This window comes from Microbacterium sp. H1-D42 (assembly GCF_022637555.1).
Classification (GTDB): domain Bacteria; phylum Actinomycetota; class Actinomycetes; order Actinomycetales; family Microbacteriaceae; genus Microbacterium.
In genome coordinates, this window is the sequence record NZ_CP093342.1 from 424761 (window position 1) to 439815 (window position 15055).

General features: G+C 68.4%; 16 protein-coding genes. 7 read left to right on the forward strand and 9 right to left on the reverse strand.

Features of this window, described 5'->3' with window-relative positions; translation table 11 throughout:
- Positions 1 to 93 precede the first annotated feature (93 nt).
- The 4 genes from MNR00_RS01985 to MNR00_RS02000 are packed head-to-tail and all read right to left on the reverse strand — an operon-like array spanning position 94 to position 3389.
- Positions 94 to 1155: a PLP-dependent cysteine synthase family protein gene (locus MNR00_RS01985; RefSeq protein WP_241927503.1), complete on the reverse strand. Its 1062-nt coding sequence runs from the start codon at positions 1153 to 1155 to the stop codon at positions 94 to 96.
- Between the two features lie 22 nt (positions 1156 to 1177).
- The gene (locus MNR00_RS01990; protein WP_241927504.1) at positions 1178 to 1945 is read right to left on the reverse strand and encodes a GntR family transcriptional regulator; all 768 of its coding nucleotides are present in this window, start codon (positions 1943 to 1945) and stop codon (positions 1178 to 1180) included.
- Between the two features lie 28 nt (positions 1946 to 1973).
- On the reverse strand, positions 1974 to 2372 hold the full coding sequence (gene rbsD, locus MNR00_RS01995) for a D-ribose pyranase (protein ID WP_241927505.1): 399 nt from the start codon (positions 2370 to 2372) through the stop codon (positions 1974 to 1976).
- Between the two features lie 9 nt (positions 2373 to 2381).
- Positions 2382 to 3389, reverse strand: coding sequence for a ribokinase (locus MNR00_RS02000; RefSeq protein WP_241927506.1), 1008 nt, complete (start codon positions 3387 to 3389; stop codon positions 2382 to 2384).
- A 123-nt stretch (positions 3390 to 3512) separates the two neighbouring features.
- Between MNR00_RS02000 and MNR00_RS02005 the strand changes: the two genes are divergently transcribed.
- Positions 3513 to 4169 (forward strand): transaldolase family protein, encoded by a 657-nt coding sequence (locus MNR00_RS02005; protein ID WP_241927507.1) that lies wholly within the window; start codon positions 3513 to 3515, stop codon positions 4167 to 4169.
- Positions 4170 to 4267: 98 nt separating this feature from the next.
- On the opposite strand, the gene MNR00_RS02010 is transcribed toward MNR00_RS02005, so the two are convergent.
- A complete protein-coding gene (locus MNR00_RS02010) occupies positions 4268 to 4963 on the reverse strand; it encodes a FadR/GntR family transcriptional regulator (RefSeq protein ID WP_241927508.1) in 696 nt (231 codons plus the stop codon).
- Positions 4964 to 5031: 68 nt separating this feature from the next.
- Between MNR00_RS02010 and MNR00_RS02015 the strand changes: the two genes are divergently transcribed.
- On the forward strand, positions 5032 to 5910 hold the full coding sequence (locus MNR00_RS02015; RefSeq protein ID WP_241927509.1) for an amidohydrolase family protein: 879 nt from the start codon (positions 5032 to 5034) through the stop codon (positions 5908 to 5910).
- Positions 5910 to 7481, forward strand: a complete 1572-nt coding sequence (locus tag MNR00_RS02020) for an arylsulfatase (RefSeq protein ID WP_241927510.1) — start codon at positions 5910 to 5912, stop codon at positions 7479 to 7481. Before MNR00_RS02015 ends, MNR00_RS02020 begins: the two co-directional genes overlap by 1 nt.
- A 237-nt stretch (positions 7482 to 7718) precedes the next feature.
- Here the strand turns inward: MNR00_RS02020 and MNR00_RS02025 are convergent, their stop codons facing one another.
- On the reverse strand, positions 7719 to 8396 hold the full coding sequence (locus MNR00_RS02025; protein ID WP_241927511.1) for a DUF559 domain-containing protein: 678 nt from the start codon (positions 8394 to 8396) through the stop codon (positions 7719 to 7721).
- 39 nt (positions 8397 to 8435) lie between these two features.
- Here MNR00_RS02025 and MNR00_RS02030 point away from each other — a divergent pair, with 39 nt between their 5' ends.
- Entirely contained in the window at positions 8436 to 8588 is a 153-nt protein-coding gene (locus MNR00_RS02030; protein ID WP_241927512.1) for a hypothetical protein, read from the forward strand.
- 299 nt (positions 8589 to 8887) lie between these two features.
- Here MNR00_RS02030 and MNR00_RS02035 read toward each other — a convergent pair whose 3' ends face one another.
- Entirely contained in the window at positions 8888 to 9655 is a 768-nt protein-coding gene (locus MNR00_RS02035) for an SDR family oxidoreductase (protein WP_241927513.1), read from the reverse strand.
- The gene (locus MNR00_RS02040) at positions 9637 to 10497 is read right to left on the reverse strand and encodes a fumarylacetoacetate hydrolase family protein (RefSeq protein ID WP_241927514.1); all 861 of its coding nucleotides are present in this window, start codon (positions 10495 to 10497) and stop codon (positions 9637 to 9639) included. Before MNR00_RS02040 ends, MNR00_RS02035 begins: the two co-directional genes overlap by 19 nt.
- A 121-nt stretch (positions 10498 to 10618) precedes the next feature.
- Between MNR00_RS02040 and MNR00_RS02045 the strand changes: the two genes are divergently transcribed.
- Positions 10619 to 11914, forward strand: coding sequence for an L-fuconate dehydratase (locus MNR00_RS02045; protein ID WP_241927515.1), 1296 nt, complete (start codon positions 10619 to 10621; stop codon positions 11912 to 11914).
- Positions 11901 to 12866: an aldo/keto reductase gene (locus MNR00_RS02050; RefSeq protein WP_241927516.1), complete on the forward strand. Its 966-nt coding sequence runs from the start codon at positions 11901 to 11903 to the stop codon at positions 12864 to 12866. Before MNR00_RS02045 ends, MNR00_RS02050 begins: the two co-directional genes overlap by 14 nt.
- A gap of 57 nt (positions 12867 to 12923) precedes the next feature.
- Here the strand turns inward: MNR00_RS02050 and MNR00_RS02055 are convergent, their stop codons facing one another.
- Entirely contained in the window at positions 12924 to 13922 is a 999-nt protein-coding gene (locus tag MNR00_RS02055) for a LacI family DNA-binding transcriptional regulator (RefSeq protein WP_241927517.1), read from the reverse strand.
- A gap of 119 nt (positions 13923 to 14041) precedes the next feature.
- On the opposite strand from MNR00_RS02055, the gene MNR00_RS02060 reads away from it, so the two are divergent.
- Positions 14042 to 14911, forward strand: a complete 870-nt coding sequence (locus MNR00_RS02060) for a sugar phosphate isomerase/epimerase family protein (protein ID WP_241927518.1) — start codon at positions 14042 to 14044, stop codon at positions 14909 to 14911.
- Positions 14912 to 15055 lie beyond the last annotated feature (144 nt).

The following is a 15055-nucleotide window of genomic DNA, read 5'->3' on the forward strand; positions in this document are numbered from 1 at the left end:
CGTCGAAGATCCGCAGGAATCCGCGGGTCGACGGGGGATCCGTCCATTAGAACATCGGATGTTTACGGATGCCAAATCCGCTCTGTCACGACCTCAGAGCTGCGGATCCCAGGCGCCACCGGCCAGGAACTGCTCCATCCGGGCGCGGTGCGGTGCCAGATCCCAGCCCTGAGCTGCCACCCACTCATCGGAGTAATAGGTCTGCGCGTAGCGGATGCCGCTGTCGCAGATCAGCGTCACGACGCTGCCGGTCTGGCCGGCATCCCGCATCCGCCCGATCAGCTCGAATGCGCCGTAGAGGTTGGTGCCGGTGGATCCGCCGGCCAGGTGCAGACTGCGCTTGCGCAGCAGCCGGATCGCGGCGATCGAGGCGGCATCTGGCACCTGGATCATCTCGTCGATCACGCTCGGCACGAACGAGGGCTCGACACGAGGGCGCCCGATGCCCTCGATCCGGCTCGGCGCGCCCGTGGCATCCGCTTCGCCCTTCCAGGCGGCGTAGAACGCCGAGCCCTCCGGGTCGACGACGGCGACCTGAGTGGGGTGGCGGCGGTAGCGCACGTAGCGGCCGAAGGTCGCGCTCGTGCCACCAGTGCCGGCGCCGACGACGATCCAGCGCGGGATCGGATGCCGCTCCTGCGAGAGCTGGCTGAACACGCTCTCGGCGATGTTGTTGTTGCCGCGCCAGTCGGTCGCGCGCTCGGCGAACGTGAACTGGTCGAGGTAGTGGCCGTTGCATCCGGCGGCGAGGCTGCGCGCCTCGGGCGAGATGTCCTCGGCGCGGTCGACGAGGTGACAGCTGCCGCCGTAGAACTCGATGAGGTCGATCTTCTCCTGGCTGGTGGAGCGCGGCACGACGGTGATGAACTTCAGCCCCAGCATCCGCGCGAAGTACGCCTCGGAGACCGCCGTCGACCCGCTCGAGGACTCCACGAGCGTCGTGCCCTCATCGATCAGACCGTTGACGAGTCCGTACAGGATCAGCGAGCGCGCGAGGCGGTGCTTGAGCGAGCCGGTCGGGTGCACCGACTCGTCCTTCAGGTACAGGTCGATGCCCCACTCCGCAGGCAGCGGGAAGAGATGCAGGTGCGTGTCGGCCGAGCGGTTGGCATCCGCCTCGAGCACCTGGATGGCGGAACTGACCCATTCGCTCATGGTTCGAGCGTAGTCGGCGCTCTCACGCGATGCGGATGAGCGCGCCCCGCGAATTCTCGGCATTCAACTGGAACTCGAACCGCGAGCGGTCGCCGCGGTGGTACGCCACGAAGTACTCGATGGGCCGGCCTGACTCATCGCGGCTCACGCTGCGCAGCCGCAGCAGCGCGGCGCCGGTGCTCACGCCGAGCAGCTGGGCCTGTTCGTGGGTGGCGACCGTCGCCTCGGCAGAGCGCACGCCGTGGGTGGCGATGACGCCGTGGTCGGCGAGAAGGCGGTACAGCGACGAGTCGCGCAGGTCGGCATCGAGAGAGTGGATGCCGATGGCATCGGGCATCCACGTCGTCGACAGCGACCACGTGTCACCGTCGACGTGCCGCAGGCGCTCCAGCACGATCACCGGATCGCCTTCGCCGAGTTCGAGGGCGGCGGCGACCTCGGCATCCGCCGTGATGCGCTCGTGCCGCAGGACGTCACTGCGCACGTGCCCGCCGCGGCGCTCCACCTCGTCGTACAGGCCGACCAGGGTGTGCACCAGCGACTCGGGGGTGCGAGGATGCGCGACGAACGTGCCCTTGCCCTTGACCCGCTCGATCAGCCCCTCGTGCTCCAACTGGCCGAGCGCCTGCCGTACGACGGTGCGCGAGACGCCGTACTGCTCGCAGAGTCGGTGCTCGCCGGGCAGCGGATCGCCGGGCTGCAGACCTTCCTGCGCGATGTGGTCGATGATCAGCTGGCGCAGCTGGTCGTACATCGGTGCGGCGGAGTGGCGGTCGATTCCCTCGATCATGGCTGTTCTCCGATGGTGGGGCGGCGAGTCAGTACGCCACGCCGGCGTGCAGGATCACGTTGGCGTACGGCGTGAACTCGCCGGAGCGCACGAAGGCGCGCGCCGACTGCGTCTGCTTCTTGAACTCGACGTGCGGCACGAGTTCGATCTCGATGCCCGGCAGTCGCTCGCGCAGCGCCGCGAGCACGTGCGGGCTCTGCTCGGCGACCTCGGCCGACACCGTCGCGCCCTCCACCGCCAGCTCGGCGAGCACGGTGTCGAGCACGTCGAAGAACGCCGGAGCGCCAGGGCGGTAGGCGAGGTCGATGCGCTCGGCGCCGGTGGGGATCGGCAGGCCGGCGTCGGTCACGACGATGAGGTCGGTGTGGCCGGTCTCGCTGATGACGCGCGAGAGTGCGGGGTTGATCGTGGTGTTCGTCTTGCGCATGTTCGTCTCTCAGCTCTCTGACACTGGTACGGGACTCTCGGATGCGGGGTTCTCGGATGCCCGCGGGTGGCGCGCTGCGCCGGTGGAGGCCAGCAGGGCATCCACCTCGTCTCGACTCGGCAGGCTGGGGGATGCGCCCTGGCGGGTGACGGCGATCGCTCCGGCGGCGCTGGCGAGCCGGGTGGCATCGGTCAGCGACCAGCCCTCGGCCAGTGCCGCGCCCAGGTAGCCGGCGTAGGCGTCGCCCGCCGCTGTCGTGTCGACCGGCTCGACGGGGATCGGATCGATGAAGGTCGTGCCGTCCGGGGTGACCACGCAGGATCCCTTCTCCGCCATCGTGATCACGGCGGCGCCGGCGCCCTGCTCGAGGAACCAGCGGCCGGCGCGTTCGGCGGAGGACGCGTCAGTGACCTCGATGCCGCTGATCAGCGTCGCCTCGGTCTCGTTCGGGGTGACGATGTCGATGTTCGCCCAGACGGCGGCATCCAGGGTCGCGGCCGGGGCCGGGTCGAGTACGACGGTCATGCCGTGCTCGCGGGCGCGGGACGTGATGTGCAGGGTCAGGGCTGCCGGTGTCTCGAGCTGGGTGAGCAGCACTGACGTCGTGGGTGCGAGCGTTGCGAGTGCGGCGTCGACCTGCTCGGGGCTGAGGTGCGCGTTGGCCAGCGGCACCATGACGATGTCATTCTGCGCGGAGGCGTCGACGCGGATGTGGGCGATGCCGGTCGGGCCCGGCACGGTGCGCAGATGTGTGAGGTCGATGCCGGCGCCGCTCAGTCCGTCGACGACGAGGTCGTGGAACAGGTCGTCGCCGACGCAGCCGACGAAGCTCGTTCTGGCTCCGGCGAGCCCGGCGGCGACCGCCTGGTTCGCTCCCTTGCCGCCCAGCAGCAGGGTGAACTCGTCGCCGAGGATCGTCTCGCCCCGCGCCGGCAGGCGCTGCGAGAAGGTGGTCACGTCGGCGGTCACGCTGCCGACGATCACGACGCCGGTGCGGCTGGACTGGTCGCTGGTCATGTTCTCCCGATCGTCTTCGACGCGGCATCCTCTTTGACACGCTCTTTGACATGGACGGATGCTGTCATTACATTAGCCGCATCCCCACCTGTAACGACAGGTTGGCGTGTGTGAGGAGACCGGATGACCGCGCCGCGGCTGTATGTGGACAGTGCTGACATCGATCGGGTCGGGCGACTGCTCGCATCCGGCGTGGTGCACGGCGTCACGACGAACCCGACCATCCTCGAGCGCGGCGGTCGCACCGCCGCCGGGATCCCTGCGCTCTACGAGCGCTGGGTCGAGGAGGGTGCGCGTGAGGTGTTCTTCCAGACCTGGGGCGGCGATCGCGACGCGTTCCTGCGCAACGCTGACGGGCTGCTGTCGCTGGGTGACCGCGTCGCCGTGAAGGTGCCGGCCACCGCGGAGGGCTTCGCGGCAGCATCCGCTCTCGTGCGCGACGGCGCCTCGGTGCTCGTCACGGCGGTCTACTCGGTCGCACAGGCGCTCGCCTGCGCGAGCATCGGCGTGCGGTACATCGCGCCGTACCTCGGACGGATGCGCGATGCCGGTCTCGACGGCGATGCCCTGATCGCCCAGATGCAGGCGGTGTGCGAGGGCAGTGACACGAACGTGCTCGCAGCCAGCCTGCGCTCGCCCGATGACATCGTCGGCCTGCGGCTAGCCGGAGTGCCTTACTTCACAGCAGCGCCCGATGTGCTCGACGCGACGCTGTTCGACGCGGTGAGCGACAGCTCTGCCGCCGAGTTCGACGCGGCCATGGGGCGCCTCGACGCCTGACGGCGCTCGGCCGCCTTCAGGCGCCGAGGCCGTCCGTCAGGCGGCCACCGCTTGCTCGCACCTGAGCGAGTGGCGGGTGGAGTTCCAGGTGTGCGCCGCTAAGCCTGGGTCGCAATACCCTGGGTCGCCTGGCGCAGCCAGCGCTCGACGCCGGCGACATGTGCGGTCGCGAGCGATGACGCAAGTCCCGAGTCGTGCTGGGCGATGGCCTCGGCGATCGCCTGGTGCTCCGACAGGGTCCGCGCGACGGCGCCCTGCTCGGTGAGACCGCGCCACACGCGCGCACGGATCGTCTGGCTGCTGAGCCCGTCGATGAGGCTCGCGAGATAGCCGTTGCCCGCCAGACGCGCCACCTCGCGGTGGAAGCGGATGTCGTGCTCGACCAGGTCGTCGATGCTGACAGTGCCCTGGTCGACCGAGCCGATCTCATCGAGCAGCACCTGGGCCGCGTCGGGGGTGGCATTGCCCGCCGCGAGACCGGTGGCCTGTGATTCCAGCATCCGACGCACCGCGAAGAGCTCGAGGAGCGAGTCATCGTCGTGCATGTCGACGACGAAGCTGATCGCCTCCAGCAGCAGGTGCGGCTCGAGACTGGTCACATAGGTGCCGTCACCGCGGCGCACGTCGAGCACGCGGATCACCTCGAGCGCCTTCACCGCCTCGCGCATCGAGTTGCGGGAGAGGCCGAGACGCTCGGCGAGCTCTTTCTCGGGGGGAAGCCGGTCGCCCGGGTTCAATTCGCCCGACACGATCATCGCTTTGATCTTCTCGATCGCATCGTCAGTGACAGCCATGGCGCCATCTTCGCACAGTGGTCGGATGTCTGGGCCTGGTTCATGCCGAAATGCGGCAGGATGGGCGCATGCGCGTCGTCGATTCACATCTGCACCTATGGGACCCCGCTGTCCTCACCTACGACTGGCTCGAAGGGGCACTCGACGCAGCCTTCACCGAGATAGAGCTCATCGAGGATCAGATCCAGGATGCTGAAGAGGAGGTCGCGATCTTCGTGCAGGCGGGGACCGTCGCGGGTGACTATCTGGCTGAGGTGCGCTGGGTCGACTCGATCGCTCTCTCCACCGGCGTCGTCGCGATCGTCGCCGGCGCCCGACTCGACAGCGGCGCCGAGATCGAAGAGCACCTCGAGGCGCTCGCCGAGCACGAGCGCGTGGTCGGGGTGCGCCACCTGCTGCAGGGCGAGGCGGACGGCTTCGCCCGCACGGCGGAGTTCACCGCAGGCGCCCGCGCCGTGGCATCCCGCGGCTGGACCTTCGACGCCTGCGTCAGCGCACGGCAGATCCCCGACGTCACAGCGCTCGCCGCGGCCGTCCCCGACCTGCGGATCGTGCTCGACCACCTAGGCAAGCCGGCCGTCGGCACGGACGACGCCCCGCTGCGCCCGAGTGCGGAGTGGCTGCGCGACATCGCCGATCTCGCGCAGCACCCGCAGGTGCACGTCAAGCTCTCCGGCCTGCCCGCCGAGGCGGGCGGGCACTGGGACGCCGACCAGGTGCGGCCGTTCCTCGATGCGGTGCTGACGGCGTTCGGCGAGGATCGGGTGATGTGGGGGAGCGACTGGCCCGTGTCGGCCATCGACTTCACCGCCCCCGACGGAGGCGCCTTCATCGAGGGCGGCCGCGACGACTGGTGCCGCACGGTGGCCGACTGGGCCGCGGATCGCGGACTCGACGTCGACAAGGTCCTCTGGTCGAACGCGCTGGCCTTCTACGGCATCCGCTGATGAGCACGCCGACGTCGTCTCCGGTGCCGTCCTCGCAGGCCGGTCGCCCGAATGTCGTGCTGATCTGCGTCGACCAGTGGCGCGGGGACTGTCTGTCGGCAGACGGGCATCCGATCGTCCGCACGCCCTACCTCGACGCGCTCGCCGCGCGCGGGGTGCGCTTCCGCAACGCCTACTCGGCGACCCCCACGTGCGTGCCGGCGCGGATGGCGCTGCTGACAGGGCTGTCGCAGGAGCGGCATCGCCGCGTCGGCTACCAGGACGGCGTCGACTTCGACATCGCCGAGACGCTGCCGCGCTCGCTCGCCGAGGACGGCTACCAGACGCAGGCGATCGGCAAGATGCACTACTCGCCCGAGCGGATCCGGATCGGCTTCGACGACGTGATCCTGCACGACGGGTACCTGCACCATTCGCGGTGGCGCGAGCGCGACCCGCGGTTCTACGACGACTACCTGACCTGGCTGCGCGCGCAGGCCGGCTCCAGCGCCGTCGATGACTATCTGGAGAACGGCATCAACTGCAACTCGGTGGTGGCGCGTCCGTGGGACAAGCCAGAACGACTGCATCCGACGAACTGGGTCGTGACCGAGGCGGAGAACTGGCTGTACCGGCGCGATCCCACCCGGCCCTTCTTCCTCTATCTGTCGTTCCACCGTCCGCACGCGCCGTATGACCCGCCTGCGTGGGCTTTCGAGCAGTATCTCGACGCGCCGTTCGAAGAACCGCCGGTCGGCGACTGGGTGGGCGAGTTCGCGCACCTGCGCAACGACGCCCTTCCGGATGCCAATGTCGCGCGCTACGACGCGCGCACCTCGCACCGGGCGCGCGCGGGCTACTACGGACACATCAGCCACATCGACGCGCAGATCAACCGCTTCCTCGAGATCCTGGCGGAGTTCGGCGTCGCTGATGACACGTACATCCTGTTCACCTCGGATCACGGCGACATGCTCGGCGATCACGACATGTGGCGCAAGGGGTACCCGTACGAGGGATCGGCGCGCGTGCCGATGATCCTCGCAGGCCCCACGATCGCGCCTGGACAGGTGAGCGACGACATCGTCGAACTGCGCGACGTGATGCCGACGCTGCTCGGCTGCGCCGACGTGGCCGCGCCCGATCTCGATGGGCGCGATCTGCGGGCGACGGTCGGCGTGCGCGAGCCGGAGGCGTGGACCGGCGTGCCGCCGGCACCTGGTGTGGCGGGGACGGCTACGGCCGCGGCGTCGGCGTCGGATGCTGGGCGCGGGCTCTCCCCGGACGAGCCGCACCTGCACGGCGAGCACGTCATCCTCGGGCAGTCGATGCAGTGGATCCGGGCCGGTCGCTGGAAGTACGTCTGGCTGTCAGCATCCGGTCGGGAGCAGCTCTTCGATCTCGTCTCCGACCCCGGCGAACTGCGCAACCGCGTGCATGACGACGCGGCATCCGAGGCGCTGCGCGCTTGCCGTGACCGCCTCATCGCCGACCTGCGCGGCCGGCCAGAGGGCTTCGTCGACGGCGACGCTCTGGTGCCCGGCCGTCCCGTGCAGGCGCTGCTCCCCGAGCAGCACGTCTCGCGCGCCTGACCCGGCTGGGTGGCTCGCCTCCGGCATCCACCGCCTGCCCCGCGGCCGCCCGGCTCGGGGCTCCGCCGTGCCCGGCGACGACTGCCGGTCGTCTTACCCACCACAGTGTCATCCGTACGGACAGCTGCTCCGGTCGCAAATTCTCCGGCCTGAGCCGACGACAGGCGGGAGAAATTGCGACCGCAATGGCGTGGGTGGACTCGCATGCGGGAGAAATTGCGACCGGAGCGTCGGATGCTACGCGCGCAGCGCGTCCTGGATGCGCGCGATCAGCTCGTCCGGGCGGCGGTATAGCGCGTCGGTGACTTCGATGACAGTCCAGCCCGCGGCGCGCAGGGCCGCGATCCGCTCGACGTCAGCGGCATAGCTCGCGTGATGGAGTCTGCCCTGGTACTCGATGGCGATTTTCAGAGATGGATAGGCCAAGTCGACGCAGCCCAGGAACCTGCCGTGCTGGTCGAAGACGTCTTGATTGAGCAGCGGCTCGGGCAGACCTGCCAGCACGATCCGGCACCGCAGCATCGATTCGCGCGGGGACCAGGAGTCCTCGCGGATCAGCGTGACTGCTTCTCTCAGCCGCCCGATGCCGACCCGCCTGCTGTTCGAGACGAGTGCGCCCAGCTCTTCCACAGTGGTCCATGGGGCTGTACCGACGAGCTTCCGACCGAACCCGGGCCGATGCACCCGGCAGAGGTAGTCGCCGAGGGCGACGAGGTCAAGCAGACCCAGCGACGCCGACTGCGCCCAGGCGATGCTCGGATGCACGGCCGTCATCGCGCCTTTGCGAATACACGGAGTATCGGCGGAGATGCGATGCCCCTTGACGCCGACGGTGCGCACCAGCGGACCGGTGCCGCGAGTGCTGACGTGCACGGGTAGTGTGCCGCCGTCGACAGGTACGTCGTCCTCAAGCACGAGGGGGAGCGGGCCGCCGATCAGCGCGATGGCAGTCTCATGGCTGAAGAAGTGTTCCGGCCCGAGCCGCGGAGCGTAGTCGGATGCCCGGCTTTTGCGCTCGAATCGCTGTCGAGCGAAGGCATCAAGAGGGTTGTGGTCGGGCTCGTGCGGTCGAACGCGAACGCCTTGGAACGGCCGATCGAGGTCTGATCGATGAAGCCGGCCGCGGTTGACTCCCGCAGAGGTGGCTTCCTTCACCGTGAAACGTGTGCCGAGCTGCGCTGGTAGGGGGCGAGGGCGTGGCATCCGCCCACGATTCCACCTTCGGCTCGTCTGTCGCCGCGGTTATCCACAACCCAAGTGCGGCGCTCCAGTCGCAATTTCTCCCGTTCACCCGGTGAGCGAACGGGAGAAATTGCGACCTGAATGGTGACGCGACCCGCCGAGGCGGGAGAAATTGCGACCGGAAGGGCACAGACTGCAGCGGGCGGCTGCTGCCGCAGCCCGGACTACTCCGAGCGGAGGCGCAGCGCGGCCATGCCGCCGTCGACCTCGATGAACGTTCCCGTCGTCGAACCGGACAGCGGGCTGACCAGGTACAGCACGGCGCCGGCGACCTCGTCGGGCGCGACCAGGCGGCCGTGCGGCTGGCGGGCGTTCAGCGCCGCGCGCTCGGCGGCGGGGTCCGCAGCCGAGTCGAGCAGACGACCGACCCACGGGGTGTCGGCGGTGCCGGGGTTGACGGCGTTGACGCGGATGCCCTCGCGCAGGTGATCCGCGGCCATGGCGCGGGTCAGTGCCGAGACGGCACCCTTCGACGCCGAGTACAGCGCGCGCTGCGGCAGGCCCGTCGTCGAGGCGATGGATGCTGTGTTGCAGACCGCCGCCGAAGGCGACTTCCGCAGCCAGGGCAGAGCGGCCGCGGTCACGCGGGCGATGCCGGTGACGTTGATCGAGAGCACGCGGGCCCACTCGGCATCGTCGTTCGCCGAGATGTCACCCTGGGCGCCGATGCCGGCGTTGTTGATGACGATGTCGATGCGCCCGAACTTTTCGGCAGCAGCTGCGACGGCGGCATCCACCGACTCGCGGTCGGAGACGTCGGCCGTGAACGCTGCGAAGCGCTCGTCGGCTCCCGCGATGTCGCGATCGAGAACCGCGATCTGCGCGCCCTCGTCGTACAGCTTTGCCGCGACCGAGGCGCCGATGCCGGATGCTCCGCCGGTGACGATCGCCACCAGTCCGTCAAGCTGTCCGCTCACTTCGAGGCCTCCCATGCCACGAACTCCTGGCGCTGCGCGCCGAGGCCCTCGATCTCGATGTCGACGACGTCGCCAGCCTTCAGATAGGGGAACTTGCCGCCGAAGGCGACGCCCTGCGGGGTGCCGGTGAGGATGAGGTCGCCGGGCTCGAGGGTGACGTACTGCGACAGGTGGTGCACGATGGTGCGCACGTCGAAGATCATGTCGTCGGTGTTCGAGTCCTGACGGGCCTCGCCGTTGACGAAGCTCTTCAGCCGCAGGTTGTCGACGTCCACCTCGTCCGGCGTCACCAGCCATGGGCCGGTCGGGTTGAAGCCGAAGGCGATCTTGCCCTTCGACCACTGTCCGCCGGAGACCTCCATCTGGTACGCGCGCTCCGAGACATCGTTGGCCACGACGTAGCCGGCGATGTGGGCATCCGCCTCGTCCACCGAGTCGAGGTACGCGGCCCGCTTGCCGATGACGATGCCGAGTTCGACCTCCCAGTCGGTCTTCTCGCTGCCGCGCGGGATCGTCACGTCATCGTTCGGGCCGACGACGGTGTTGGGCGTCTTCAGGAACATGATCGGGATCGTGGGCGGCTCGGCGCCAGACTCCCGCGCGTGGGCGGCGTAGTTCTGGCCGATGCAGATGACGGCGCTGGGACGGGCGATCGGTGCGCCGATGCGCAGCGAGTCAGCATCCGACAATTCGGTGAGCGTGCCGGCATCCAACGCCGCCTGCGTGCGTCCGATCGGGTCCTCGGCGAGGAAGTCGCCGTTCACATCGGATGTCACGGGGCGCAGGTCGAAGGTGCGACCGTGGTCGATGACGACCGGAATCTCACTCCCCGGCTCGCCAAGTCGAGCGAACTTCATGATTCTCCTTCAGGTCTTCCTGACGGATGCCATCGACGGCCACCGTCAATTGACAGTATAGACGTCGGATGTTTACACTCCAAGTATCTGCGTCAGATCCGCGACGCATCGAAGGAGCATCGTGAGCCGTATCGTCGCGCTGGACACCAGCGACATCCGCTTTCCCACGTCGCTGAGCCTTGACGGCTCAGATGCCATGAACCCCGATCCCGATTACTCGGCGGCGTACGTGATCGTACGCACCGACGCCGATGATGACGTCGAGGGTCACGCCTTCGTGTTCACGATCGGCCGCGGCAATGACGTGCAGGTCGCAGCGATCGACGCGCTGGCCGGACACCTCGTCGGGCGTGAGCTCGAGCCGATGCTCGATGACATGGGCGGTATCTTCCGCGAGATCATCGGCGACTCGCAGCTGCGCTGGCTGGGACCCGAGAAGGGCGTCATGCACATGGCCATCGGCGCCGTGATCAACGCGCTTTGGGATATCAAGGCCAAGCGCGCAGGGCTCCCCCTGTGGCAGCTGCTCGCCCGCATGACGCCGGAGCAGATCGTCGACCTGGTCGACTTCCGCTACCTGACCAATGCGCTGACCCGCGACGAGGCGCTCGAGATCCTCCGCGCTGCCGTCCCCGGTCGGGAAGAGCGCGAAGCGCAGCTGCTGGCCACCGGCTACCGCGCGTACACCACCAGCCCCGGCTGGCTCGGCTACTCCGACGAGAAGCTGGAGCGGCTCGCCCGCGAGGCGATGGACGCCGGCTTCACGCAGATCAAACTCAAGGTGGGCGCCGACCTCGAGGACGACATCCGCCGCTTCCGCAAGGCGCGCGAGGTGTGCGGGCCCGACTTCCCGATCGCGATCGACGCCAACCAGCGCTGGGAGGTGTCTGAGGCCATCGAGTGGGTGAACGCCCTCGCGGAGTTCAACCCCGCCTGGATCGAGGAGCCCACCAGCCCCGACGACATCCTCGGTCATGCCGAGATCGCCCGCGGCGTCGCCCCCATCAGGGTCGCCACCGGCGAGCACGCGCAGAACCGGATGATCTTCAAGCAGCTGCTGCAGGCCGACGCCATCGAGGTCATGCAGATCGACTCGGTGCGCGTCGCCGGAGTGAACGAGAACATCGCCAACCTGCTGCTCGCCGCCAAGTTCGGCGTCCCGGTGTGCCCGCACGCGGGCGGCGTCGGTCTGTGCGAGGCCGTGCAGCACCTGTCGATGTTCGACTTCGTCGCCGTCACCGGCACTCGCGAAGGTCGCCTCATCGAGTTCGTCGACCACCTGCACGAGCACTTCGTCGTCCCGACCGACATCCAGGGCGGCTCGTACATGGCTCCCACCGAGCCGGGCACGAGCATGGAGATGAAGGCCGAGAGCATCGCGAAGTACACCTGGACCGGCCAGCATGTCACGGACTGAACTCACGCTGCCGACCCTCGGCTACGGCGCCGCGAACGTCGGAAACCTGTTCCGCGCACTCACCGACGATGAGGCGTGGGCGGTTCTCGAGGCGGCCTGGGATGCGGGCATCCGATACTTCGACACCGCACCGCACTACGGGCTCGGCGTCTCCGAGAAGCGCCTCGGCGCTTTCCTGCAGACCAAGCCGCGCGATGAGTTCGTGGTCTCGACGAAGGCCGGGCGCCTGCTGCGGCCGAACCCCGAGTATGTGCCGGGCGGCCTTGACACCGACAACGACTTCCACGTGCCGAACGACCTGCGCCGCGAGTGGGACTTCAGTGAGGCCGGCATCCGTGCCAGCATCGCCGAGTCGCAGGAGCGCCTCGGGCTCGCGAAGATCGACCTGCTCTACCTGCACGATCCAGAGCGGCACGACCTCGACCTCGCCCTGGCAGAGGCATTCCCCGCACTCGAGAAGGTGCGTGACGAGGGTGTCGTGACGGCGGTCGGCATCGGCGCGATGACGGCGGATGCCCTCGCACGGGCCGTCCGCGAGGCCGACCTCGACATCATCATGGTCGCGGGTCGCTACACGCTGCTCGAGCAGCCCGCAGCGACTGAGGTGCTGCCGGCGTGCGACGAGCGCGGCACCGGCATCGTCGCGGCATCCGTCTTCAACTCGGGTCTGCTCGCGCAGAGCGAGCCGAAGCGCGATGGACGCTACGAGTACGGGCAGCTGCCAGACGAGCTGTGGGAGCGTCTGGTTCGCCTCGCCGCGGTCTGCGCGGATCACGACGTGCCGCTGCCTGCTGCGGCCATCCAATTCCCGCTGCGCGCGGCAGCCGTCCGCTCGGTCGTCGTCGGCGGCAGCCGTCCGGCGCAGCTGCGGCAGAATGCCGAGTACGCGGCGCTGGAGATCCCCGCAGAGCTGTGGGCGAACCTCGCCGCTGAAGGGCTCATCCCCGTCTGAGCTCGCGCCGCGTGACGGGGCGCGTCGAGCTGCGTCATGCTCGCACGTCCCGACTCGTCAGCCGGCCGTCGATTCCCGCACGATCAGCTCGGCGCGGAAGCGCGTGACGGGCGCGGCGGGTGCGCTCGGATCGGCGAGCTGGCTGAGCAGGGCGGAAGCGGCGGCGCGTCCGATCTCGTAGCCGGGCTGACGGATGGTCGTGAGCGGCACCAGCGTTTCGTGGGCCTGAGCGACGTCGTCGAATCCGATGATCGCGATGTCCTCCGGCACGCGCAGCCCCGCGCGGAGAAAGGCTGTCAGCGCGCCGATGGCGAGCATGTCGTTGGCTGCGAACACGGCGTCAGGGCGAAGGTGCGCCGGCCGGGCGACGATGCGCTGCGCCGCATCGACCCCTGCTTCGATCGTCAGGCCCGGTGCTGGCAGGACCTCGATCTCCGCGAGCGTGTGCGCGGCATCCACGAGGCCGGCGAGGCGATCGGCCGTCTGGCTGACGGCATCCGGATCTCCCAGAAAAGCGATGCGCCGACGCCCGAGCTCGACCAGGTGTGCGCCGGCGAGACGACCGCCGCCGCGATCGTCGAATGGCACGAAGCCGACGGCATCCGACGCGTGCGACGGACCGATGATGACCGAGCGGATGCCGCGTGAAGACAGCTGCTCGAGCCGCGGCAGCACATCGCCAAGCGGGTAGATGATGATGCCGCGTGCGCGATGCGCCTCGAACATGTCGATGTTGCGCTGTTCCTGGGTGGCGTCCCGGCTGCTGTTGCTGAAGAAGAGCGACCATCCGTCCTCGCGTGTCACGTCCTCGACGCCGCGGGAGAGCTCGTGGAAGTACGGCAGCCAGGCATCCAGCAGGATGAGCGCGATCGTCCGGCCGGACCCCGCCCGCAATTGCCTGGCCGACTCGTTCGGCACGTAGCCGAGCTGGTCGATGGCGGCCTGCACTCGTTCCCGGGTGCGTGTGGTGAGCAGCTCCGGGTGATTCAGGAAGTTCGACACGGTGGATGCCGAGACGCCGGCGGTGGCGGCGACGTCTTTGACGCTGGCGCGCATGTGCTTCCTCTCCCACGTGTTCCAAGGCACACCATACCGGCTCTTGACACGTTGCAACTTTCGCGGGTACCGTCAGGTCAACGCAAATTGCAACGTGCCAATTCAGCGAAGGAGCTGCTGTGAACATCGGATGCCACGGACTGGTCTGGACCGGAACGTTCGACTCTGCGGGGATCCGCCTCGCAGTCGAGAAGACCGCCGAGGCCGGATTCGATCTGATCGAGTTCCCGCTCATGGATCCGTTCTCGTTCGACGTCGAGGCGGCGAAGGCGGCACTCGCTGACCACGGTCTGGCCGTCAGCGCATCGCTCGGACTGTCGGACGCGACGGATGTCACCAGCGCCGACCCGGCCGTCGTCGCGGCCGGCGAGGCGCTGCTGATCCGCGCGGTCGACGTGCTCGCTGAACTCGGCGGCACGCATTTCTGCGGCGTCATCTACTCGGCGATGAAGAAGTACATGCTGCCGGCGACGCCGGCGGGTCTGGAGAGCAGTCGTCAGGCCATCTCTCGGGTCGCCGATCACGCCGCGACGCGCGGCGTGCAGGTCTCGCTCGAGGTCGTCAACCGCTACGAGACCAACGTGCTCAACACGGCGCGCCAGGCACTGGAGCATCTCGCGCTCATCGATCGGCCGAACCTCGGCATCCACCTCGACACGTACCACATGAACATCGAGGAGTCGGATATGGTCGCCCCGGTTCTCGATGCCGCCCCGGCGCTGCGCTACGTGCACATCGGCGAGAGCCACCGCGGATACCTCGGAACGGGGACCGTCGACTTCGACGGCTTCTTCAAGGCTCTCGGACGCATCGGGTACGAGGGCCCGATCGTGTTCGAGTCGTTCTCGTCGGCGGTGGTCGCCGAGGACCTGAGTCGGATGCTGGGCATCTGGCGCAACCTCTGGACCGACAGTGACGAGCTCGGCGCGCATGCGAACGCCTTCATCCGCGACAAGCTCATCGCTGTGAGGTCGATCGCTCTGCACTGATTCGCGCTGCAGTGGGAGATGCTCTGCTCGGTGTGCACGCAGATGTGTGACCAACTTGTTATTACAGGTGTGGAATTCTCGCCTCAGGTGTAGTTACATGTGAGTACAGGTTGCGCATACGGCGCGATGGATACACAATTGATC